Annotated in this window: 24 protein-coding genes; 13 read left to right on the forward strand and 11 right to left on the reverse strand. The window is 64.7% G+C overall.

All coding sequences use genetic code 11. The annotated features are described in order from the left end of the window. The first annotated feature begins 37 nt into the window (after positions 1–37). Positions 38–1,105 carry a class I SAM-dependent methyltransferase gene (locus tag AB4Y82_RS17835; protein ID WP_441605087.1) on the forward strand — a complete coding sequence of 356 codons (1,068 nt, stop codon included), beginning with the start codon at positions 38–40 and terminating at the stop codon, positions 1,103–1,105. After that, the gene (locus AB4Y82_RS17840; RefSeq protein WP_441605088.1) at positions 1,102–1,815 is read left to right on the forward strand and encodes a pseudouridine synthase; all 714 of its coding nucleotides are present in this window, start codon (positions 1,102–1,104) and stop codon (positions 1,813–1,815) included. The genes AB4Y82_RS17835 and AB4Y82_RS17840 overlap by 4 nt, the downstream gene beginning before the upstream one ends. 24 nt (positions 1,816–1,839) lie before the next feature. Here AB4Y82_RS17840 and AB4Y82_RS17845 read toward each other — a convergent pair whose 3' ends face one another. Beyond that, entirely contained in the window at positions 1,840–2,040 is a 201-nt protein-coding gene (locus tag AB4Y82_RS17845; protein ID WP_441605089.1) for a hypothetical protein, read from the reverse strand. 229 nt (positions 2,041–2,269) lie between these two features. Here AB4Y82_RS17845 and AB4Y82_RS17850 point away from each other — a divergent pair, with 229 nt between their 5' ends. Beyond that, entirely contained in the window at positions 2,270–3,829 is a 1,560-nt protein-coding gene (locus AB4Y82_RS17850; RefSeq protein ID WP_441605090.1) for a protein adenylyltransferase SelO, read from the forward strand. A gap of 4 nt (positions 3,830–3,833) precedes the next feature. Here the strand turns inward: AB4Y82_RS17850 and trxC are convergent, their stop codons facing one another. After that, on the reverse strand, positions 3,834–4,271 hold the full coding sequence (trxC, locus tag AB4Y82_RS17855) for a thioredoxin TrxC (RefSeq protein WP_441605091.1): 438 nt from the start codon (positions 4,269–4,271) through the stop codon (positions 3,834–3,836). Between the two features lie 74 nt (positions 4,272–4,345). Between trxC and AB4Y82_RS17860 the strand changes: the two genes are divergently transcribed. After that, positions 4,346–4,825 carry a hypothetical protein gene (locus AB4Y82_RS17860; protein ID WP_441605092.1) on the forward strand — a complete coding sequence of 160 codons (480 nt, stop codon included), beginning with the start codon at positions 4,346–4,348 and terminating at the stop codon, positions 4,823–4,825. On the opposite strand, the gene AB4Y82_RS17865 is transcribed toward AB4Y82_RS17860, so the two are convergent. From AB4Y82_RS17865 to AB4Y82_RS17880, 4 genes are all read right to left on the reverse strand, one after another. Beyond that, on the reverse strand, positions 4,805–6,205 hold the full coding sequence (locus tag AB4Y82_RS17865; protein ID WP_441605093.1) for a glycosyltransferase: 1,401 nt from the start codon (positions 6,203–6,205) through the stop codon (positions 4,805–4,807). The genes AB4Y82_RS17860 and AB4Y82_RS17865 overlap by 21 nt on opposite strands. Before the next feature lie 312 nt (positions 6,206–6,517). Further along, positions 6,518–7,327 carry an SH3 domain-containing protein gene (locus AB4Y82_RS17870; protein WP_441605094.1) on the reverse strand — a complete coding sequence of 270 codons (810 nt, stop codon included), beginning with the start codon at positions 7,325–7,327 and terminating at the stop codon, positions 6,518–6,520. Positions 7,328–7,451: 124 nt separating this feature from the next. After that, positions 7,452–8,540: an aromatic ring-hydroxylating oxygenase subunit alpha gene (locus AB4Y82_RS17875; RefSeq protein ID WP_441605095.1), complete on the reverse strand. Its 1,089-nt coding sequence runs from the start codon at positions 8,538–8,540 to the stop codon at positions 7,452–7,454. Between the two features lie 71 nt (positions 8,541–8,611). Continuing rightward, positions 8,612–10,435, reverse strand: coding sequence for a DEAD/DEAH box helicase (locus AB4Y82_RS17880; protein ID WP_441605128.1), 1,824 nt, complete (start codon positions 10,433–10,435; stop codon positions 8,612–8,614). A 229-nt stretch (positions 10,436–10,664) separates the two neighbouring features. Here AB4Y82_RS17880 and AB4Y82_RS17885 point away from each other — a divergent pair, with 229 nt between their 5' ends. Next, on the forward strand, positions 10,665–11,129 hold the full coding sequence (locus AB4Y82_RS17885; protein ID WP_441605096.1) for a VOC family protein: 465 nt from the start codon (positions 10,665–10,667) through the stop codon (positions 11,127–11,129). Position 11,130: 1 nt separating this feature from the next. On the opposite strand, the gene AB4Y82_RS17890 is transcribed toward AB4Y82_RS17885, so the two are convergent. Beyond that, the gene (locus AB4Y82_RS17890; RefSeq protein WP_441605129.1) at positions 11,131–12,054 is read right to left on the reverse strand and encodes an oxygenase MpaB family protein; all 924 of its coding nucleotides are present in this window, start codon (positions 12,052–12,054) and stop codon (positions 11,131–11,133) included. Positions 12,055–12,298: 244 nt separating this feature from the next. Between AB4Y82_RS17890 and AB4Y82_RS17895 the strand changes: the two genes are divergently transcribed. Then, positions 12,299–13,396: a 3-deoxy-7-phosphoheptulonate synthase gene (locus AB4Y82_RS17895; RefSeq protein ID WP_441605097.1), complete on the forward strand. Its 1,098-nt coding sequence runs from the start codon at positions 12,299–12,301 to the stop codon at positions 13,394–13,396. 15 nt (positions 13,397–13,411) lie between these two features. Here AB4Y82_RS17895 and AB4Y82_RS17900 read toward each other — a convergent pair whose 3' ends face one another. Then, on the reverse strand, positions 13,412–13,837 hold the full coding sequence (locus AB4Y82_RS17900) for an OsmC family protein (protein ID WP_441605098.1): 426 nt from the start codon (positions 13,835–13,837) through the stop codon (positions 13,412–13,414). On the opposite strand from AB4Y82_RS17900, the gene AB4Y82_RS17905 reads away from it, so the two are divergent. Further along, positions 13,836–14,264, forward strand: a complete 429-nt coding sequence (locus tag AB4Y82_RS17905) for a GNAT family N-acetyltransferase (protein ID WP_441605099.1) — start codon at positions 13,836–13,838, stop codon at positions 14,262–14,264. The two genes, AB4Y82_RS17900 and AB4Y82_RS17905, sit on opposite strands and share 2 nt — an antisense overlap. Positions 14,265–14,386: 122 nt before the next feature. Continuing rightward, entirely contained in the window at positions 14,387–15,076 is a 690-nt protein-coding gene (locus AB4Y82_RS17910) for a DUF1345 domain-containing protein (RefSeq protein ID WP_441605100.1), read from the forward strand. 106 nt (positions 15,077–15,182) lie between these two features. Here the strand turns inward: AB4Y82_RS17910 and AB4Y82_RS17915 are convergent, their stop codons facing one another. Next, positions 15,183–15,665: a YajQ family cyclic di-GMP-binding protein gene (locus AB4Y82_RS17915; RefSeq protein ID WP_441605101.1), complete on the reverse strand. Its 483-nt coding sequence runs from the start codon at positions 15,663–15,665 to the stop codon at positions 15,183–15,185. Positions 15,666–15,771: 106 nt separating this feature from the next. Between AB4Y82_RS17915 and AB4Y82_RS17920 the strand changes: the two genes are divergently transcribed. Further along, a complete protein-coding gene (locus AB4Y82_RS17920) occupies positions 15,772–16,950 on the forward strand; it encodes an NAD(P)/FAD-dependent oxidoreductase (protein WP_441605102.1) in 1,179 nt (392 codons plus the stop codon). 64 nt (positions 16,951–17,014) lie between these two features. After that, complete coding sequence (locus tag AB4Y82_RS17925) at positions 17,015–17,902, forward strand: NAD(P)-dependent oxidoreductase (RefSeq protein ID WP_441605103.1); 888 nt, start codon at positions 17,015–17,017, stop codon at positions 17,900–17,902. 139 nt (positions 17,903–18,041) lie between these two features. Here AB4Y82_RS17925 and AB4Y82_RS17930 read toward each other — a convergent pair whose 3' ends face one another. Both AB4Y82_RS17930 and AB4Y82_RS17935 read right to left on the reverse strand, forming a co-directional pair. Continuing rightward, positions 18,042–18,509, reverse strand: a complete 468-nt coding sequence (locus tag AB4Y82_RS17930) for a YaiI/YqxD family protein (protein ID WP_441605104.1) — start codon at positions 18,507–18,509, stop codon at positions 18,042–18,044. Further along, positions 18,506–19,387 (reverse strand): PhzF family phenazine biosynthesis protein, encoded by an 882-nt coding sequence (locus AB4Y82_RS17935; protein ID WP_441605105.1) that lies wholly within the window; start codon positions 19,385–19,387, stop codon positions 18,506–18,508. Before AB4Y82_RS17935 ends, AB4Y82_RS17930 begins: the two co-directional genes overlap by 4 nt. Positions 19,388–19,550: 163 nt before the next feature. Between AB4Y82_RS17935 and AB4Y82_RS17940 the strand changes: the two genes are divergently transcribed. The 3 genes from AB4Y82_RS17940 to AB4Y82_RS17950 all read left to right on the forward strand — a co-directional run bounded on the left by AB4Y82_RS17940 (position 19,551) and on the right by AB4Y82_RS17950 (position 21,586). Beyond that, a complete protein-coding gene (locus tag AB4Y82_RS17940) occupies positions 19,551–20,153 on the forward strand; it encodes a rhomboid family intramembrane serine protease (RefSeq protein ID WP_441605106.1) in 603 nt (200 codons plus the stop codon). Positions 20,154–20,276: 123 nt separating this feature from the next. Next, complete coding sequence (locus AB4Y82_RS17945) at positions 20,277–21,053, forward strand: hypothetical protein (RefSeq protein WP_441611536.1); 777 nt, start codon at positions 20,277–20,279, stop codon at positions 21,051–21,053. A 131-nt stretch (positions 21,054–21,184) separates the two neighbouring features. Further along, positions 21,185–21,586: a hypothetical protein gene (locus tag AB4Y82_RS17950; protein ID WP_441605108.1), complete on the forward strand. Its 402-nt coding sequence runs from the start codon at positions 21,185–21,187 to the stop codon at positions 21,584–21,586. Positions 21,587–21,600 lie beyond the last annotated feature (14 nt).

Genomic DNA, 21,600 nt, shown 5'->3' on the forward strand with positions numbered 1-21,600 from the left:
GTAACATAGGGCGCCCACCCAAGGACCCGCCTGTCCGATGCCCGTCTCTTTCTCTCCCGCAGCCCAGGACGCGGCGCTGGAGGCCCTGTTTGTGCCCCTGGAAACGGGCGAACTGGCGCAGCCGGCCGATGGCCGCGTGCTGTTCCTGCGTGCCCGCGACGGCTTTCGGCTGCGCGAGATGGCGCGCAAGTCGTGGGTATGTGAGCAAAGTTTCAAGCCGTTCGCCGAGGCCTTGGCGCGCAGCGGTCTCACCGTGGCGGCGCCGGGCGGGGCGGAACGCTATCCGCTGGTGCTGGTGCTGCCGCCGCGCCAGCGCGACGAGGCCCGCGCCTTGTTCGCGCAGGCCGTGCGTCGCGCCACGGACGGCGGCGTGGTGCTTGCCGCCGTTCCCAATGCCGAGGGCGCCAAGTCGGCCGAGGGTGATCTGGCCAGTGTGGCCGGGCCGCTCAGCCAGCTGTCCAAGCACAAGTGCCGCGTGTTCTGGACCCGGCCGCTGGGCTCGCAGGTGAACCTCGATCTGCTGGAGAGCTGGACATCGCTGGACGCGCCGCGCCTCAACGACGCCGGCTTCGTCAGCCGCCCCGGACTGTTTGCCTGGGATCGCGTGGATGCTGCCTCCGCCTTGCTGGCTTCGCATCTTCCCGCCGATCTGGCGGGTAGCGTCGCGGATCTGGGCGCCGGCTATGGCTATCTGTCGACCCAGCTGTTGGTGCGCTGTCCCGCCGTGTCGTCCGTCGATCTGTTCGAAGCGGAGGCGCGCGCGCTTGAACCCGCGCGGCAGAATCTGGAGCGTGCACAACAGGACAGCGCCCGCGATGTGACATGGGCCGCCCACTGGCACGACGTCACCCAGGGATTGCCGCGGCGCTACGACGCCATTGTGAGCAACCCGCCGTTTCATCAAGGCCGCGCCGATCTCCCCGAGCTGGGTCGCGCCTTCATCGATACCGCCGCCAACGCCTTGCTGCCGCATGGCCGCTTCTGGCTGGTGGCCAATCGCCATCTTCCCTATGAGGCCACTCTGGCCGCACGTTTCAATGAGGTACGCACCGTGGTGACGCAGGACGGATTCAAAGTGATCGAAGCACGCGGAGTGCGCGCATGAAACTGGTCAAGCTGATTGCCAACCTCGGCTATGGCAGCCGCAAAGAAGTCACGGCGATGTTTCGCGAGGGACGCATCACCGATAGCGACGGCGACGTGCTCTACGCCGACGACAAGCTGCCCCACGAACACATCCGCATCGACGACGAGCCGCTCGATCCGCCGGCCGGCCTGGTGTTGATGATGAACAAGCCACTGGGCGCCACCTGCTCACGCAAGGACATCGGGCGTGTGGTGTACGACCTGTTGCCGCCGCGCTATCGCGTGCGCGATCCAGCGTTGTCCACGGTGGGACGTCTTGATCGCGAGACCTCGGGCCTGCTGCTGTTCACCGACGACGGCGCCTTGCTGCACCGGATCATTTCACCCAAGGCGCAGGTGGCCAAAGTGTACGAGGCGACGTTGGCCTCCGATCTGCGCGGCGACGAAGCTGCGCTTTTCGCCAGCGGCACGATGATGCTCGAATCGGAAAACGAACCGCTGGAACCGGCCAGGCTCGACGTGCTGGCGCCGCGCCTCGCGCGCGTCACGCTGACCGAAGGTCGCTATCACCAGGCCAGGCGCATGTTTGCCGCGGTGGGCAATCACGTGGAGACCTTGACGAGAGTGTCCGTGGGCGCACTCACGCTGGACGGACTGCCGCCCGGCGAATGGCGCGCGCTTGAAGATCACGAGATCGCGCGCATCTTTGAAGCACCATCAGGTGCTTGATGCGCGCGGAGCGTTGCGTGGTTTTCAGCCGAACGGAGTCTGGCGACGTCGAGCGAGTTCGTCCTCGCGGCGAGAGTGCGCGCCCGGTTGCCAGGACACCAGCTGAAAATTGCTGCGGTCCTGATCGTTGTGGTGGCGGACGTCCTGCGTGTCCCGATGATTGAGCATCCCTGCTACTAGCTGCATTCCGCGCTCTAACGCAGAACGGGCGAGAAGCATGTGCATGTCGTAGCTCCGGACCACCCCTGCGTGGCCGTTCAGGCTACATATAAGCAGCTTCACACGCGATACACAAATGCCAATAGGCCATGAAAAACGTCTTAAGTCCAACGCAAGCAAGCGTCATATTCTTCACAAAGGTGAATAGCGCAATGATCTGCGATTTTCCCGCTCAAGCACCGATTTCCATGGCGCGGAACCGCGCTTCCCTTCGCGTCTTTTGCACGATCACGCCATGACTCATTTGAGCTTCGACAACGCCTTTGTGCGCGACCTGCCGGGCGACCCTGAACAAGGCTCCCGGCAGCGTCAGGTGCTGGGCGCTTTGTACTCCCGACTGGCGCCCACCCCGGTGGCCTCGCCGCGCGTCGTGGCGTGGTCGCCGGAGATGGCGCAGGCCCTGGGCCTGGACGCCGCCGACCTGGAAAGCCCCGAGCTGGCGCAGGTGTTGGGCGGCAATGCCTTGCTGGAGGGCATGCAGCCGTTCTCGGCCAATTACGGCGGGCATCAGTTCGGCGTGTGGGCGGATCAGCTGGGCGACGGGCGCGCGATTTCGTTGGGCGAAGTACTCACGCGTGATGGCCAGCGCTGGGAGCTGCAGCTGAAAGGGGCGGGACCGACCCCGTTTTCGCGCGGCGCGGACGGACGCGCGGTGCTGCGCTCATCGATCCGCGAGTTTCTCTGCAGCGAGTCGATGCATCACCTGGGCGTACCAACCACCCGCGCACTCAGCCTGGTGGTGACCGGCGACATGGTGGTGCGCGACATGTTCTACGACGGACATCCGCAGCAGGAGCCGGGTGCCATCGTGTGCCGCGTCGCGCCATCGTTCATACGCTTCGGCAATTTCGAATTGCCGGCGGCGCGCGGCGACGTTGCGCTGTTGCGACAGCTGGTCGATTTCACCATCGCACGTGATTTCCCCGAATGCCGGGGCGAGGGCGAGGCGTTGTATGCGCAGTGGTTTGCGCAGATCTGCGAACGCACCGCGCTGATGGTCAGTCATTGGATGCGCGTGGGCTTCGTGCACGGCGTGATGAACACGGACAACATGTCCATCCTTGGACTGACCATCGACTACGGCCCGTATGGCTGGATCGACAACTTCGATCCGGAGTGGACGCCCAACACCACCGATGCCGGTCGTCGCCGCTATCGATTTGGCCAGCAGCCCAATGTCGCGTGGTGGAATCTCAGTCGTCTCGCCATGGCGCTGGCGCCGCTGTTCAGCGGTACCGAGCCCTTGCAGGCGGGACTGGATCGCTATGCCGCCGTGTACGCGCAGGCCGATCGCGACATGATCGCGGCCAAGCTGGGTCTTTCAGCCTGTGACGACAGCGACGTGGAGCTGATGCGCGAGTTGTATACGCTGCTGACCGAGGCGGAAGTGGACATGACGCTGTTCTTCCGTGCTCTGGCGGACGTCGATCCGGCACAGCCGTCAATGGCGCCGTTGCATGATGCGTTTTACGACGAAGCCAAGCGGCAGGCATTCGAGCCTGCGTTCCAGGTGTGGCTAAACAGCTATGCGGCACGCGCGCGCCGCGACGCTCTTTCAGCAGGGCCGCGCCGGTTGCGCATGCACGCCGCCAATCCGCGTTACGTGCTGCGCAACTATCTCGCGCAGGAAGCGATCGACCTGGCCATGCAAGGCGACTACAGCGGCATCCACGAACTGCTCGAGGTGATGCGCCATCCCTACGACGAGCAGCCCGGTCGTGAACGCTACGCGCAGAAGCGGCCCGCCTGGGCGATGCACAAGGCGGGCTGCTCGATGCTGTCGTGCAGTTCGTAAGTCTTTAGCGCAGCGCGTTGGCGAGGAACTGGCGCAGCTGCATGCCATTGAGCGCACCGGCCTGGCGCGCCACTTCACGGCCATTGCGCAGCACCAGCAGGGTGGGAATGCTGCGGATGCCGAAGCGCTGAGCCAGGGCCGGTTGCGCCTCGGTATCCACCTTGGCCAGCCGCAGCTGCGGTTCCAGGCTGTTGGCGGCCTCGGCGAACACCGGCGCAAAACTCACGCACGGGCCGCACCAGGGTGCCCAGAAATCGATCACCACCGGCAGGTCGCCACGGGTCGCCACGGCGTCGAAGTTGTTGGCGTCTAGCGCCATCGGCCTGCCTTCGAACAGCGGCTGCTTGCAGCGTCCACAGACGGGATGCTGGCCGAGGCGATCCTCGGGCACGCGATTGAGAGCCGCGCAGTGGGGGCAGGGAACAGTCAGCGGAGTGGACATGGCAGGCCTCGATGGCCAAAACTCGATGCAGCATCAGATGGTGTCCACCGACGCGGTAAACAAGGAGCCCTGGCGTGCGCAAGCGTGAAGGCCGGAACACGGCAGCTCGCCGGCTCGTCTTGCTGGCAGGCGCGCTATGGACGCTGCCCAACAGTGTGCTGGGCCTGCTCGCCGGCCTTGCCTGCGTGCCATGGGGCGCCCGGCCTCAGTGGCGCCGCCGTGAATGTGCCTTGGCGTTTCGGCGGATGCCGCATCGGGGCAGCGGCGGGGCGCTGACCCTGGGCAATGTGATTCTGTATTCGTGCGACGAGCTCGACACGCCGTGTTTCACCTATGCGCATCGCGCGGGCCATCGCCAGGAGCCGTGTATTTCGCTGGCGGACCACGAGCGGGCCCATGTCTACCAGTACATGGTGCTGGGGCCGTTGTTCCTGCCCTTGTACGCCTTGTGCGGCGGCATCAGTGTGCGCAATCGCTTTGAGCGTGCCGCCGATCGCTACGCGCAGCAGCGTGCCGGCTGGTGGCCGTGGTCCTCAGCGCGAATAGTCGCGTGACCGACGCGTCAGAAGTCCGGACAGATAGCCCATCACGCTGGCCGGCTTGAGCACCAGGCCGTACAGCACGGCGTAGCCAAGCAAGCCGAATGGGTTGCGCCGCACGGTCAGTCCGAGGTCGCGGAACATGCGCGCCTGCACGGCGTAGATGACCCCATGGGCGAGCAAGGCCGCGGGCAGGACGAAAGCCAGCATCGCGGCAGCCAGGCCATAGATGCCCATGCAGGCCAGCAGTACGGCGGGCAACACCGCGATGGTGTAGACCAGATCCATATAGGGAAACAGCAGGTTCCACCAGATCAGGAAAGTGCTCAGGCGACGACGGAACAGCAGGGAGCCGTGCGCCTTGAAAGCTTCCATGAGGCCGCGCGACCACCGGCCGCGTTGCTGCAGGAACGGTGTGAGCGACGCGGGTACGCGGGCGAATGCGATGGCGTCTTCGCAATAGCCGACGCGATGATGGTCTTTCAAGAAAGCCCAGGTCAGCACGGTGTCTTCGCCCGCGCCCGCCGGCCAGCCGCCGATCACCCGAAGGATGTCGGTGCGGTACAGCGAAAACGCGGCTGGCGCGACGAGCGTGCCCTGAAACAGACTTTGCAGACGCTTGTTGGCAGCGATGCCCTGGAAGTAATCCCACTCCTGCATGCGCGTCACCAGGCTTTGCCGTGAATTGCGCACGAGTACCGCGCCCGCCACCGCCGCTGTGTTCGGCGGATCGCTCATGTAACGCGTCACCAGTCGACGCAAGGCCTGGGGATGCAGGTGCGCATCCGCCGCCAGCGTCACCGTAACGGGGTAGGACGCCAGCCGCAGACCCGCATTGAGCGCATTGGCCTGGCCACCGGTGGATTTGAGGTCGAGCACTTCCAGCCACGGATAGGACTCGCCGCGCAGCCGCTCAAGCGTGGCATCGGTGGAACCATCGTTGATCACCATCACTTCGATGGGCGCGGGATAGCGTTGCATCGCAATGCTGGCCAGCGTGCCGAGTATCGTGTCCTGCGCGTTGTGCGCGGCGATCAGGATCGTCACGCTGGGAAAGTCGCTGTCGGCGAAGTGCGAGCGTGGCGGCCGCCGGTCGAGCAGCAAGCCCACGGCGAGAAAGGTGTTCATGAAGGCGGGCAGTACCGCGATGCCGAGCACCAGCAGATGCGCCATCAGCTGCTGGCCGGACGTTTGGAATTCGCCCAGCCAGTGCTGCGCCGTGGCATAGGCAAACGCGGCCCAGCTGAGCGAGACGGCAAGGGCGAGCACAAACTTCAGTCCAACCGGCATGTAGCGACGTCGATGCAGCTGACCGTCGTTCGCCGCAGCCAGAGGCAAGCGGACCGTGACGGAGAACGGTCGTCGCCTTGACCAGACGGGTGCGTTGACGCTCATGGCTAAGTCCGCTGCTGCGGCATTGCGCTTGCAGGTCACGGATGAAGCGTCCCACCTCAGGGGCTGAGCGCAACTCCGCAGGCCCGAACACGCATGCCTGGATGAACCGACGGCGTCCTGCCCAAACTCCGTTCCTTGCTGGAATCAGGGGCAAGAGTCATGCCACACGCGCTGTGTGGCAATTGCGCCATAACGTCGGGAAACACCGGCGTTCCGGGCTGATCCGCACAGCGACGGCCAGGCAGGGACCGACGTGCGCTGACACAAACCGACGCGCGAGGGCGGCCGGCTTGGTCAGCACAGGGAGCGGCATCAGGCGGCTTGTTTGCCCGACTCAGGATGCGGTTTCGGCGCCGGTTTGCTGTTGCCATGACCCGACGGCGGCCGGTTGCCACCCTGGTTCGGCGGCGGGTGACCGTCCTGATTGGGCGGCGGGCGATGGCCTTGCGGCGGTGTGCCCCCCGGCGGCCTGGTCTGGCCCGGCGGATGCGTACCCGGATTCTGCGGCGGCCGGTTGTTCGACGGCGGCCGGTGTCCCTGATTCGGAGGCGGCCGGTTGCCCTGCGGCTTGCCCTGCGGCGGCGGTCGGTTGCCCTGCGGCGGCGGACGATGGCCACCGTTCGGCGGCGGACGATACCCGCCATTGGGCGGTCGATAACCATGCGCCGGCGGACGCGAACCCGGATGCCAGCCCGGCGGACGCGGCGGCGGACGCGGCGCATATGGACGGCTATACCAGTAATCGCGATTCCGATAGAACGGTCGATTGGTGTAGTACGAGCCCCAATACGCGCCGATCGAAAACGCGACGATGGGAATGCCGATGCGCGCGCCGTAATCGGCCACATAGACCGGCTGGCTCTGATAGGTGTACTGCACGAAGGTCGCAGGCACCCAGCCGCGCAAGCCCTGTGTGATCACATCGCACCAGCCCCAGCCTTGCGTGCACCCTTGAATGGCTACGGCCGTGCCCGGTGGGAGCTGCGCAATGGTGGGATAGCCGGCGTCCGGACCCGCATAAAGGTCGGCATACGTCGTCACCACGCCGTTCAAACCCTGCGCAAAAGCGGCAGGGGTGGCCAAGCCGAACAGCAACAGCACGGACCAGACTAGCCGCTTCATGAGTGCCTCTCCTGGATATACGACCCGATGAGACTGCGTCTTCCGCGAAGGACGCGTCAACAACGCGTCAGCTTTGCTGATCGTGAGTTCGTGCGTTCAGCGCGCGGTGCGGCGAGCATGGTGTTCAGGCTTGGACGAGCGATTCGCGATACGCGCGTCGCACCATCTCGTGGAAATGATGCACGGCATTCTCTCTCAGCGGATTGAGCCGGCCCGCTTCGTACGAGCCCGATGCAAGACCGCGCTGCACGTCCTCGCAAATGGTCACGTCCTCATCCTGCACTTCGTCGCTGAACTCCACATCGCGTGCGCGACGCGCATGCGCGGCATCGCTGTCATCGGCTGGATAGTAGAAATCAAATTCCACCCGGCAGCGATCCACGCCCAGCGGCAATACGCGATTGGTCTGCAAACGCGAAGGCAGGATGTTGAGCATGGTGTTGGGATGGATGCAGTAATACAGCGCTTCGCCGCTGCCGTACAGGTCGCCGGCGCTTTCCAGCGGGCTGTACTGGAACGAATACCACGGCGCCGTTTCGGTGATGTAGCTGCGATAGTCGAGCAGGCTGTTGAGGCCGGGATGGATGTGCGGCACGTGGTAACCCTCGAGGTAGTTGTCCACGTAGACCTTCCAGTTGCACGCCACCTCGTAGCTGGCGCGGTGATGGAACACGTAGTCTTCCAGCGCACGCGCCGGCCCCAGCCGTTCGTCGATGCCGGCGACCAGCTCCGCAAACGGCGGCGCCTCGCCAAGGGCGACAAACACCAAGCCCTGCCATACCTGCACGCGCACTTCGGGGAGGCGGATATCGGAGGGATTGAAGTCCTGCGTGCGGCCCATCTCCGGCGCGCCGCGTAGCACGCCGTCGAGCCCGTAGGTCCAGCCGTGATAACGGCAACGCAGCGCCTTCGCGCCCTTGCCATCGCAACTGGCGATCGGTCCTGCCCGATGGCGGCAGACGTTGTGGAAGGCGCGGATCACGCCGTCTTCGCCGCGCACCACGATCAACGGCAGGCCGGCAATCTCGGTCACCACGTGATCGCCCACTTCGGGCACCTGCGAGCGGTGGCAGACCAGCTGCCAGCTGCGCGCAAAGATGGCGCGTGCATCCAGCGCCAGCATGCGCGGGTCGGTGTAGAAGCGCGCGGGCAGGGTCAGCGCAACCTCGAGGGGTTGCGGTGCCAGAACGGATTCGTCGAACAGATCGCGCATGGACATCACATCGGCAGCGGTTTGCCCGAGTATCGGCCCGCACACGCCCCCGTGGAAGAGGGCGGGCCGCTTCAGGCGCTCGCCAGCTGCTGTTGCACGTCGTTGATGGAGTTGCGGATGCGCTGGCTGAAGATCGAATCCTCGTGGTGGATCAGCACCAGTTGCTCGGTCGCACGCGTCATCGCCACGTAGAGCAGGCGTGCCTCTTCCGCCTCGTTCTTGCCGGGTTTGGGCAGCGAGCCCAGGCCGGGGATGATCACCAAGGGAAATTCCAGGCCCTTGCTGGAATGCATGGTCACCAGCTTCACGGTGTCGTCCACCACGAACAGCGAGCTCTTGCCATTGCCCTCGGCGAGCTGGCTGGCAATACCGGCACGCTGCAGCGCTTCCTGCAGCTTTTCGCCTTCCCAGCTGTTGCGGAAGATCACCGCCATGTCCGACAGCGGGCGACCCGCACCCAGCTCATCGCGCAGCCGCTGGATGATCGCCGGCAGCTGATCCTCCTGGCGCTCCACGCGGATCAGCTCGGGCAGGGCACCGCGACGCCCGGCGCTTTCCGGTGCGATCAGCGGCACTCCGTCGTCATCGTCGCTGCGGCCCAGCAGCAGTTCGTTGGCGAAGCCGCGCGCCACCGAGAGGATTTCCAGCGTGTTGCGGTAGTTGAGCTTGAGGATGGTGGTGCGGCCCTGTGCCTGCACGCCCAGGCTTTTCCAGCTGAGCTTCTTGCGATTGGCCTGGCCGTAGATGTTCTGCGCGTCGTCGTACAACACCAGCAGCGAATTGGTGTTGGGATCGATCATCTGCACGATGAGCTTGTACCACTCGGGCTCGAAATCATGGCCTTCGTCGATCAGCACCGCGCCGTACTGGAAGCGCGGAATCTGCCCGCTGTCCACGCCCGCGATGACGGCCGGCGGCAACGCTTCGGCGAAATGCGGGCCGTCTTCGGGCAGGGGCACGTGGTAGGCCGTCAGCATGCTGCGGCACCACTTGTGGAAGTTGTAGACCTGCACCTTGTCGCTGAGGCCGCGTTCGCCCATCAGTTGTTCAAGGCGCTCGGCCAGCGTTTTGTTGTAGCACAGCACCAGGATCGGCTTGGACAGCGCACGCGCCAGTTCCATCGCGCGAAAGCCCAGGATCATGGTCTTGCCCGAGCCGGCCACGCCGTGAATGATGCGGTGCTCGTCGCCCAGCGAGCGGGCCAGCAGCTCCTGCTGCGCGTCCATCACCTTGATCAGATCCGGAATCGCCAGCTTGGTCGAGCTGCTGCTGGCGGAGGCGAACAGGCCGAACTGGCCCTCGCCGGGCTCCACGCGGATTTCCGGGAACAGATGCCAGCGCACGCGATCGATCTGCGGCAGCGTGAGCGCGGTGGGGAAGACCTGCGGAAACATCGCCCACAGGCGCTCCTGGAACGCTTCGGACTCCACCGATTCGTACATCTCGTCCTGGCAGATCACCAGATGGGCGGGGATCACCGCTTCGAGCTGTCCGGCCTCGAACTGCTTGCGGCTGATATTGGCCAGCACCACGCCGTAGCCCCACGGCATCAGCAACTTGCCCTCGTAGGTGTGGCCGGGCGGATGGCGCAGCGCCGGGTCCTGCGCCAGCACTTTGTAGATTTCGTTGGCGCCGTCGCGCGCCTGCATCAGCGGGTTGTGTTCCTTCACGCTGCTGGTGCCGGTGATCAGCGTGAACAGGGTGCGGTCGGCCTGCTGGATGGTGCCTGGCTTCCAGTCCTTCACTTCGAGCACCAGCAGGCCGCGGCGCGGATGGAACACGATGAAATCGGGGCGGCGTTGCCTGGGGCCGATCGCCACGTCGTACCACAGCAGGTAGTCGTCCTCGAGCTTCTGCTCCAGGCGTTCGGAGAAGCGCTTCTCGCCGCTGGTCATCTGCGGCAGGCTGCTGTTGCGGGAGGGGATGAGCGTCGCCAATGAGAGCCTGCCTCGTGCCGTGCCTTTGTACGCGCCATGCGTTCAGGTCCGGCGACGTTAGCGGATCGGTGGGGCGTGTCAATCTCGCGGGCCCGGGCGACGCCCTGCTGGGCTTGGATTTTCACCAAGACGACCACGTGCAGGGGGCATAGTGTCCGGGCTGCCTGTCCTGCCCTGGGAGCCCCCGATGAATACCACCAAGCCACCCGTCATCAAGGAAATGTTTCCCTATCTGCGCGTGCGCAACGCCGAGGCCGCGTTGGCGTACTACCAGGAAGTATTCGGTGCGACCCTCAAGATGCGTCTGGACGAGCCCGGCACCGGCCGCATCGGGCATGCCGAACTGGCCATGGGTCCTTCGGTGCTGATGCTGTCGGACGAATACCCCGAGCATGGCATCGTCGGTCCGCAGAGCATCGGCGGGACCAGCGTGTCGATCCATCTGCATGTCGACAATGCCGATGCGGTACTCGCGCGCGCCGTCGAAAAAGGCGGCTATCTGGTCAGGCCGGCCACGGATTTCTTCTACGGCGAACGCGGCGGCACCGTGCGCGATCCCTTCGGTCACGAGTGGCTGGTAGGCCACGAGATCGAGCAGGTGAGCGCCGAAGAAATGCAGCGGCGCTACGACGCCGCGATGGAGCAGGGTTGAATCAGCGCCAGTGTTGCAGCGTGTCGGTGGGCACGCCGACACGCATGCACGCATGGCTGCCTATGCCGTCATGCAGCGCCATGCGAAAGACCGGCGCCACCGACCACAGAGCCCGTGCAGCCAGTCGCGATTGCGCGCGCTGCAGCGGCGTGCGCTCCAGCAAGGTGTCGGCCCACGGCGGCAGCAAAGCGGCGCCTGCCTGCAGAAAGACATCACGCGACAATCCCGCCACCGGTACCGGCAGGCGCACGCGATACAACACATCGAGCACGGCACGCGAGCGTTCGGTGAAACGAAGATCAGGGCGTACGCGCCGGAAATAAGCGGTGATCTGCGCTTCCGATGCCGGCACGTCGCGCGCGCCCAGCGCCTCGGCGATGCGACGCACCTCGTCGTAGTAGCGGTCGGCCGCGCCTGCCGGCATCGCGATATGGCTATAGCGCCGATAGCCCTGCAGGAAACTATAGGCCTCAGTGACATGCACCCAGGTCAGCAGATGCGGATCGTCGGCCGCATAGGGTCGCCCATCTTCCGCCGTACCCTTTACCTGCGAGTGAATGTGCCTGACGCGTTCGATCAAGGCCTGTGCCTGGTCGGCCGGCGCATACGTCGTACCGCTGACGAATGACGTCGTGCGACGCAGGCGGCCGATCAGGTCGTCGCGGAAGTTCGAGTGATCCCATACACCGGCGAGCGCCAGCGGATGCAAGGTCTGCAGCATCAGCGCCGCAAGACCGCCGGCGAGCATGCCCGGAAAATCCGAATGCACACGCCAGGTGGCACTGTCGGGGCCAAAAAGCCCGGGATCGCCTATCGGATGATCGTAGTCCACATGGCCGCCGCCACCGCGAGGAAATGCGCTCAGCACCCAGCGTCGGATGGGCTCGCGGGCGGGGCGGGTAAGGAGATTCCAAGGTGACGACATGCTGACCAGTGTAATGCTTGGTTTCACATGCATCCTTTGCACACTCGAAAATCCTGTGTTATCTCTATCGACCATGACCTCCCACTCCGCCCGCCAGTATTTTTGGTATTACGGCTATCCGATGCCGCTGGCGGAGGGTTGGTCTCGACTGTCGTAACGACAAGACACCATTCCAAAAAAAGGCCGCCAGCCACCACTGGCGGCCTTTTTCATGGTCGCGAGTGGAACCTCCCAGGAGATCCCCGTGAACCCTTCCACCGACGATTTACGTATCCGCGCCATCACGCCGCTCACCGCGCCGGCCGAAGTGATGCGCGACTGCGCCGCGAGCGTGCATGCCGCGCATACCGTGAGCGCCTCGCGCGAGGCGCTGCATCGCATCCTTGTCGGCGAGGATGACCGGCTGGCCGTGGTGATCGGCCCGTGTTCGATTCATGACACCAAGGCTGCGCTGGAATACGCCGGGCGGCTTGCGGAACAGCGCAAGCGGCATGCAGGCGAGCTGGAAATCGTAATGCGCGTGTACTTCGAAAAGCCGCGCACCACGGTGGGCTGGAAAGGTCTGATCAACGATCCCGATCTCGATGGCAGTTTCCGCATCGACAAGGGCTTGCGACTGGCGCGCGGTCTCTTGCGCGACATCAACGAACTGGGCGTGCCGGCCGGCTGCGAATTCCTCGACATGATTACGCCGCAGTACATCGCCGATCTGGTGGCGTGGGGTGCGATCGGCGCGCGCACCACCGAAAGCCAGGTGCATCGCGAGCTGGCCTCGGGACTGTCGTGCCCGGTGGGTTTCAAGAACGGCACCGATGGCAATGTGAAGATCGCCGTTGACGCGGTAAGCGCCGCATCGCAACCGCACCATTTCATGGCCGTGACAAAGGAAGGCCACACCGCCATCGCTGCCACCACCGGCAACGAGGACTGTCACGTGATCCTGCGCGGCGGCAAGACGCCCAACTACGACGCCGCAAGCGTAGACGCGGCGTGTGCGGCCATCGTCAAGGGCGGCCAGCCGGCGCGGGTGATGGTCGACGCCAGCCATGCCAACAGCCTCAAGCTGCCGGAGAACCAGCCCCGCGTGATCGACGATCTTGCGACGCAGCTTTCTTCCGGCGAGCAGCGCATCGTCGGCGTGATGGTCGAAAGCCATCTCGTGGGCGGTCGCCAGGATCTGATCCAGGGCCAGCCGCTGCGTTACGGCCAGAGCATCACCGATGGCTGCATCGACTGGGAGGCCTCGCTGCAAGTGCTCGATCGTCTCGCCCAGGCCGTACGCGCTCGGCGCACTGCACTGGCGGCGACGCCGCGGCCAGTGCGCGCGAGTTGCGCGGGTTGACGTGCGCGACGGACCTCAGCTGGTGAGTTGGGCGTCGAGATTGATCGTCGCCTTGAGCACCTTCGACACGGGGCAGCCTTCCTTGGTGGCCTTGGCGATCTTGCCGAAGGTGGCGGCATCGATGCCGTCCACTTTCGCGCGGCAGGTGAGATCGACCGTGGTGATGGAAAACCCGTCGCCATCCTTGTCCAGCGTCACCACCGCCTTGGTCTCGATATGCGTGGCCGCATGGCCGGCCTGTTCCAGGCCCAGCGCCAACGCCATCGTGTAGCAGCCGGCATGAGCCGCACCGAGCAATTCTTCGGGATTGGTGCCCGGTCCATCCGCGAATCGCGACTGGAAGCCGTAGCGCGCTTCATGCAGCACGCCTGAGGCGGTGGAGATGGTGCCGGTACCTTCCTTGAGCCCGCCCGACCAGACGGCGGATGCGTTTCGTTTCATGTTCAGCTCCCTGGAGCAGGCGATGGTGTCCGGGAAGCTTGCCGAAAGAGTCATGCACGAAATGCGAACGCTAGCGCCCGAGGTCTTCACGCGTGGTTCGCTGCCACTTGCTTTACTCTCCGCGCCGTTCACCCCGACGAGGGCGCGTTTCATGTTCGCCGAGATCAACCACAACGCCAGGACGCACCGCTTCGAAACAAAAGTGGACGGCGTGCCCTGCGTGCTCGACTACACGCTGGAAAATGGTGTGATGACCATCACCCACACCATCGTTCCGTCAGCGGTGGGTGGTCGCGGCATCGCGTCCCATCTGGTGCGCACGGCCCTGGACATGGCGCGGGAAGAACACTGGCGGGTGGATCCCGCCTGCTCGTATTCAGAGATCTGGATGACCCGCCATCCGGAGTATCAGGACCTGCACGTCTGAACTGCGGCATTGCGCCGGGCGTCGAGAACGCGTTGCACAAGCTCTAAGATGCGCCATGCCCGCCACCGGGTCATGGAGAGAGCGTTTGCGATGAAGAGCTGGCTGAGCGCAGGAACGTGCGCATGAGCACCGCGTCCGGAAAGACCCGTCCCCGCAAGAATGGCTTCGTCCCTTTCCGCATCCTGCGCGCCCGTCCGCGCCTGATGATCTCGGGCGCCGTCGCGCTCATCGTCGGCGTGGGGCTGTGGTACTGCCTCCGGCTGACGCCTGCGGAGGCGCTGCTGCTGGGCTTTGATCTGGGCGTTGCGGTTTACCTCACGGCCCTGACCATCCTGTTCTGCCGCACGACCTCGCCCGACCTCATGCGCGGGCAGGCGCGCAAGCAGGACACCGGCCGCTGGGGCGTGCTGTGGACCTCGCTGATCCTCACCGGCTTCGTGTCGCTGGCGCTGACCACGGAAATGGGTGGCGCCAAGGGTGGCGATGCGAAAGCGCTGATCGTCGCCGCCGCCAGCATCGTGCTGTCGTGGCTGTTCTTCAACGTGATGTTCGGCATGCATTACGCGCATGGCTTCTACGGCGATTTCGGCAAGAAGCATGAAGGGCTGGATTTCCCCGGCACCGAGCAACCCGATTACTGGGACTTCATGTATTTCGCCATCGTCATCGGCATGACCTTCCAGGTCTCCGACGTGCAGATCAGCAGCCGTTACCTGCGGCGCGTGGCCTTGCTGCACAGCGTGATCGCGTTCTTCTTCAATGTGTTCATCATTGCGATCAGCGTGAATATTGCGGCCGGGTTGGCGGGGTAACACCCCTGTGGGAGCGCACCCTGTGCGCGACTGCAACGTGCCATGACTTCGCATCCTGGGCGCCAGTCGCGCACAGGGTGCGCTCCCACAAGATCAAGGCATCGCCTTAATCGCGGAAATTATCGAACTGCAGCGGCAGCTCCACGTCGGCCTTGCGCAGCACGGCCATGGCCTCCTGCAGGTCGTCGCGCTTCTTGCCCGTCACGCGCAGCTTGTCGCCGTTGATCTGTGCCTCGACCTTGAGCTTGGCCGCCTTCAGCGAGGCCACCAGCTTCTTGGCAATCGGTTGCTCGATGCCTTGCTTGACGGTGACCTTCTGGCGCGAACCGCCAAGATTCGTCTCGGCATCGCCCACGTCCAACGCGCGGATATCGATTTTGCGCGAGGTGAGGCGGCCGCGCAGGATGTCCAGCATCTGCTCAAGCTGGAACTCGCTGGGGGCCGTTTGGGTGATCACGAACTCGTCCAGCTCGAACTTCGCGTCGGTGCCCTTGAAGTCGAAACGGCTCGAGAGCTCCCGATTGGCCTGATCGACGGCATTGGTCAGTTCGTGCTTGTCGACTTCGGAAACGACGTCAAAAGAAGGCATGGTGGCGGTCCGGTCCAGGAAAAAGCCGAGTCTAAGCGATCTGGCGCATCCTGTCGGATAATGTCGGGTCAATGGATCGGGAGCAGGGCATGGCGGCGGTGCGCGCGTGAAAGTGGATGTACTGGTCATCGGCGGCGGCGCGGCCGGACTGATGTGCGCCATCGTGGCCGGCCAGCGTGGGCGCAGCGTGCTGGTGGTCGACCATGCCAACAAGGTCGGCAAGAAGATCCTCATGTCCGGCGGAGGGCGCTGCAATTTCACCAACCTGGGCGTGACGCCCCATGCTTATCTGTCTGCCAATCCGCACTTTCCCAAATCCGCCTTGGCTCGCTATACGCCGTGGGATTTCATCGCGATGGTGGAGAAACACCGCATCGCCTACCACGAGAAGGAACTGGGGCAGCTGTTCTGCGATGACTCCTCCAAGCTGATCGTGCGCATGTTGCTGGACGAGTGCGCCCAGGCCGGCGTTCGCATCGAAACCAGCTGCGGCGTGCAGCGCGTGCGCAAGACCGACGAGGGTTTCAACGTGGTCACCGCACACGGCGAAGTGCACGCGCAATCCTTGGTGATCGCCTCCGGCGGCTTGTCGATTCCCAGCATGGGGGCCACCGGTTTTGGCTACGAACTGGCGCGACAGTTCGGTCATGGGGTGTTGCCCACACGGGCCGGCCTGGTGCCGCTCACGTTGAGCGGCAAGCATCAGGAGCGCTATCAGGATCTTGCGGGCGTGGCCTTGCCATCGGTGGACGCAAGCGTGGGCAAGCGATCATTCCGCGCCGGCCTGTTGTTCACACATCGCGGCATCAGCGGGCCATCCATCCTGCAGATTTCCTCGTATTGGCAGCCCGGTGACGACCTGCGCATCAACTTGCTGCCGGAGCTCGATCTTGGCCGGTGGCTGCAGGAACAGCGCACCGCGCGTCCCGCGGCGGAGCTGAAGAATGTGCTGGGCGATGTACTGCCTCGCCGCCTCGCGCAGCGCTTGTGCGAGCTCTGGTTCGAGAGCCGGCCGATGCGGCAATACCGCGAGGCCGAACTGAGCAAGATCGGCGAACAACTGCACGACTGGCCGATGGTTGCCAGCGGCACGGAAGGTTATCGCACAGCCGAAGTAACACTGGGCGGTGTGGATACCGATGGACTTTCATCGACCACGATGCAATCGAAGCTAGTGCCGGGCCTGTACTTCATCGGCGAGGTTGTCGACGTGACCGGCTGGCTCGGCGGCTACAACTTCCAGTGGGCATGGGCTTCGGCGCACGCGGCCGGCGAAGTGGTGTGATTTCGCACAAGGTGAACATGCCGCGTGATCCACTAGGCGGATCATTCTGTGTGGAGACCATCGCATGAAAGTGGGTTTTATCGGCCTCGGTGCCATGGGCAGCGCCATGGCGAGCAACCTGATCAAGGCCGGGCACGAGGTCACCGTATGGAATCGTTCGCCGGGCCCCACCGAGCCCCTGGCGTCGCTGGGCGCCAAGGTGGTGAAGACAGCCGACCGCGCGGCGCAGGGCGAGGTGCTCTTCAGCATGCTGGCCAACGACCAGGCCGTGCGCAGTGTGTTTGTCGACGGCCGCCTGCTCGATGGCATGGACCAGGGCACGGTGCACGTGAATCACGCCACGATTTCCGTCGCCTTGGCGCGCGAACTGGCGGAGGAACACACGCAGCGTGGCCTGGATTACCTGGCCGCTCCCGTGTTCGGTCGTCCTGATGTGGCAGCAGCGGGCAAGCTCAATATCCTGGTGGCCGGCAAGCCGCACGTGATCGAGCGCGTGCGCCCCTTGCTCGAGGTCATGGGCAGTCGCATCTGGCCGCTGGGCGAGTCGCCCGAGCGGGCGAACGTGGTGAAGATCGCCGGCAATTTCATGATCGGCGCCGCCATCGAAAGCATGGCCGAAGCTTCGGCGTTGACGCGGGCGCATGGCGTGAGCGCGGCGGATTTCCTCGAGGTGATGACCAACTCGCTGTTCGCCACGCCCGCTTACCAGGGCTACGCCAGGCTCATCGCCGAATCGCGCTATACGCCGGCCGGCTTTGCTCTGCCGCTCGGCTACAAGGACATCGGCCTTGCGCTGGCAGCAGCGGATGCGACGCGCGTGCCCTTGCCGCTGGCAGGCGTGCTGCGCGACAGCCTGCTCGAGGCCTTGTCCACCGGCGACGAAGACGTCGACTGGTCGATCATGGCGCAGGTGGCAGCGCGCCGTGCGCATCTGGATGAGCGCAAGCTCTGAGCGACTGCGCCAACTAACCTTGTAGGAGCGCACTTGTGCGCGACCGCGGCGTGTTGCCATACATCAACGCCACCAACGCAGCGCTCGGTTACGACGCAGCGTGGCGGTCGCGCACAAGTGCGCTCCTACAAGGGTTCGCTCAACGCGTCTTGCGAAACTGCACCAGCCACCGATCCAGCTGATTGGCAAACGCCTGCTTGTCGCGCACATGAAACGCCGCCGGTCCGCCGGTATCGACGCCCGAGCCGCGCAACTCATCCATGAAATTGCGCATCGAAAGTCGCTGCGCAATCGTGTCCGGCGTATACAGCTCACCGCGCGGATGCACCGCAAGCGCGCCTTTTTCAATCACCAGGGCCGCCAGCGGAATATCCTGCGTCACCACCAGGTCGCCCGCGCTCACGCGCTCCACGATCTCCGCATCCGCCACATCGAAACCGCCCGGCACCTGGATGGCGCGCACGAAACGTGACGGCGGCGTGCGCAGCCATTGATTGGCGACCAGGGTCACCTGCACCTGCTCGCGTTCCGCCGCACGGAACAGCACTTCCTTGATCGGCGCAGGGCAGGCGTCGGCATCGACCCATATCTGCGGCCGCGTGCTCACTCGTGGCCGCTCCAGTGCAACGCGCCATCGATGATGGTGTTGGTGTGACCGCCGATCCAGACGGTCTTGCCGTCGATGCGCACGCAGAGGCTGGCATCGTGGCCGATCTCGCGGCCCTGGCTTACCACGTAGCCGCGCGCCAGCGGGCCGTCGGGTTCGGCATGGGCGATATAGGCGGCGATCAGGCCGTTGGCGGCGCCCGAGGCCGGGTCTTCCACCAGGCCAACGCCGGCCGGCAGCGCGCGCACCACCAGCTGATAGTCCGGGTGCGAGCTGCGCGCAAACACGCACAAGCCCATGCTGTCGGTGGCCTTGGCCAGGGCGCCGATGGCGGCGTGGTCGGGCTTCCACTGGCGCAGCGATGCTTCGTCGGCGCATTCGGCCAGCCACCAGTGGCGTCCGCCCGATACATAGGCCGGCGGCAGCGTGCCCAGATCGATGCCGGCCAGCGCGGCGTCGAGCAGCGGATGGGCGTCGCGGCCGGTTTTCTCGACAGTGGATGGCGGCGATTTCAACAGCAACTGGCGTGAGCCGTCGCTGCCTTCCACGCGGATGGGCAAGACGCCCGCACCGCATTCCTGCCACAGCACACCGTCCACCGGCTCGGCCAGGCCGCACAGCAGGACGGCGTGCGCGCTGCCGATGCTTGGATGACCGGCAAAGGGAATTTCCTTGTGCGGCGTGAAAATGCGCACACGGTAGCTGGCGCCGGGCTGGCTGGGCGGCAACAGGAAAGTGGTTTCGACCAGATTGGTCCAGCGGGCGAAGGCTTGCATGCGGGCATCGCTCCAGCCGGTGGCGTCGGTGACGACGCCCAGGTGGTTGCCGCCGCCGGGCGCGGCGGCAAAGACGTCCAGATGCAGGTAACGGATCGACATGGGGAGTGCCTGGGGCGTGGGGAAACGCTTGAAGCCGGGCATGATAGTGCGGAAAGCCGCTCTGCGCTTGGACTTTCCGGGGGCTGCAGTGTCGACAATCGCCCGCGCCGCCGCCAAGATGCGGATTCTTTGTCACCGCCTCCTGCCCGTCACGGAAGTACGCATGATCACCCTGATCATCATCGCCATCACCTCGATCGTGTCCTTCATGGCGTTCAAGAACGCCCGCCTGATGAATGATCTGATCCTGTGGCCGCCCGCCATCACCCGCAGCCGCGAATACCACCGGCTGGTGACCTACGGCCTGGTGCATGCCGATTTTGGCCACCTGCTGTTCAACATGATCACGCTGTACTTTTTCGGCCGCAGCATGGAAGGGTTTTTCACGGCGACGCTGGGCACGCTGGGTTTTGCGCTGTTCTACATCCTGGCGCTGCTGGTCTCGATCCTGCCCACCTATCTGAACAACAGGAACAACCCCAATTACCGCAGCCTTGGCGCGTCGGGCGCCGTATCGGCCGTGCTTTTTGCCTATGTTCTGCTGTCGCCGTGGTCGCGCATCATCGTATTCGTGATACCGCTGCCGGCGATCGTCTATGCCGTGCTCTACGTGGGCTACTCCATCTACATGGACCGGCGCGGGCAGGGCAACGTCAACCACAGCGCGCACCTGTGGGGCGCCGCGTTTGGCGTCGCGTTCACCGTGGTGGTTCGACCGGAAGTGATCTCGCATTTCCTGGCGGCACTCTCGCAGCCGAGGTTTTGATCACGGGCATGACTTCGAATTGCGGTTTTGCTCACCCCTGATACATGTTGTTGGTGTTACTTGTCGGTTAGTCCGGCGTGATGGGGCGTCGGGCATTCTCGACCACCGCAGGAGTGAAGACGCATGGCAACGAAGCGCAAGCCGGCCGCGAAGAAATCCTCGGCCAAGAAAGCAGCCACCCGCAAATCCACTGCCAAGAAAACCACCGCACGCAAGCGCGCCACCGTCAAGCGCGCCGTCCGCAAGACGGCAGCCAAGAAAGCGACACGCAAGACCGCCGCCAAGAAGGCAACGCGCAAGACCGTAGCGAAAAAGGCCACGCGCAAGACCGTAGCCAAGAAGGCAACCCGCAAGACGGCAGCCAAGAAGGCGGCGCGCAAATCACCCGCGCGCAAGACAGCGACACGCAAAGCCGCCGCGCGCAAATCGACGCGCAAGACCGCGACCAGGAAGGCGGCGCCGCGCAAGACCGCGGTAAAGAAGACCGCCGCCAAAAAGACCACCCGTAAACGCGCCACCGCCAAGAAGGCGGCCAAGAAAACCGCCACACGCAAGGCGGCGGCTCCCAAGCGCGCAGCACCTCGCAAGGCCGCCGCCGCACCGCGCAAGACAGCCGCCAAGACCGCACCGGCGGCGGGACGCAGTCGCACCACGTCTACGACGCGGCCACGCCGTCCCGCACGCGAGCACCTGACCCCGCAAGAGGCCGCCGAGCATATCCAGGCACTGCTTGAGGCCAAGCAGGAGCGGGTACGCCAAGGGCCAACCTGGCCAGGCGCCGATGAACACCCTGGCGGCAACAACGGCCACCTGGATACGGGCACCAGCAATGGTGGCGTTTCCAGCGAGGCGGTCTACGGGCATATCCGCCAGCCGCCCGAGCGCAGCGGCAATAACTGAACCGACGACGCAAGGTCGGTCCCCGGCATGGCTGGCAGGTAAATATCTGCCAGTCATGTCGGAAGCGTTCAGTGCGCACTTACCAGCACAGGTTCAAAGTGAGGCTGTCTTCCCCCTGAAGGCCTTACGTCATGAAACGCGTGCTTGCCGGTCTCGCCTTGGCGGTTGCCACCGCAGCGCTATCCGGTTGTTACTACGATCCTGGCTACAGCTACACACGTCCAGTCGCTACCGGCGGCGGCGACGCCTACTACGGTACCGGCGTCACCTATAGCAACGGCTACTACCCCGGTTACTACTACCCGAGCTATGGCTACTACGGTTACGGCTGCTGTTATGGCCCGGCCGTGAGCATCGGCATTGGTGGCTACTACGGCGGCTACCGCGGAGGCTATTACCGCGGCGGTGGGTACTATCGCGGCGGCGGTTATTACCGCGGCGGCAACGGCTATTACCGCGGAGGCCGAGGCAACTGGAGCGGTGGCCACGGCAATGGCGGCCACGGCGGCTGGAACGGCGGTCACGGCCACTGAAATAGCGGCACAAT

Source organism: Dyella sp. 2YAF14 (assembly GCF_052114725.1).
Classification (GTDB): domain Bacteria; phylum Pseudomonadota; class Gammaproteobacteria; order Xanthomonadales; family Rhodanobacteraceae; genus Dyella.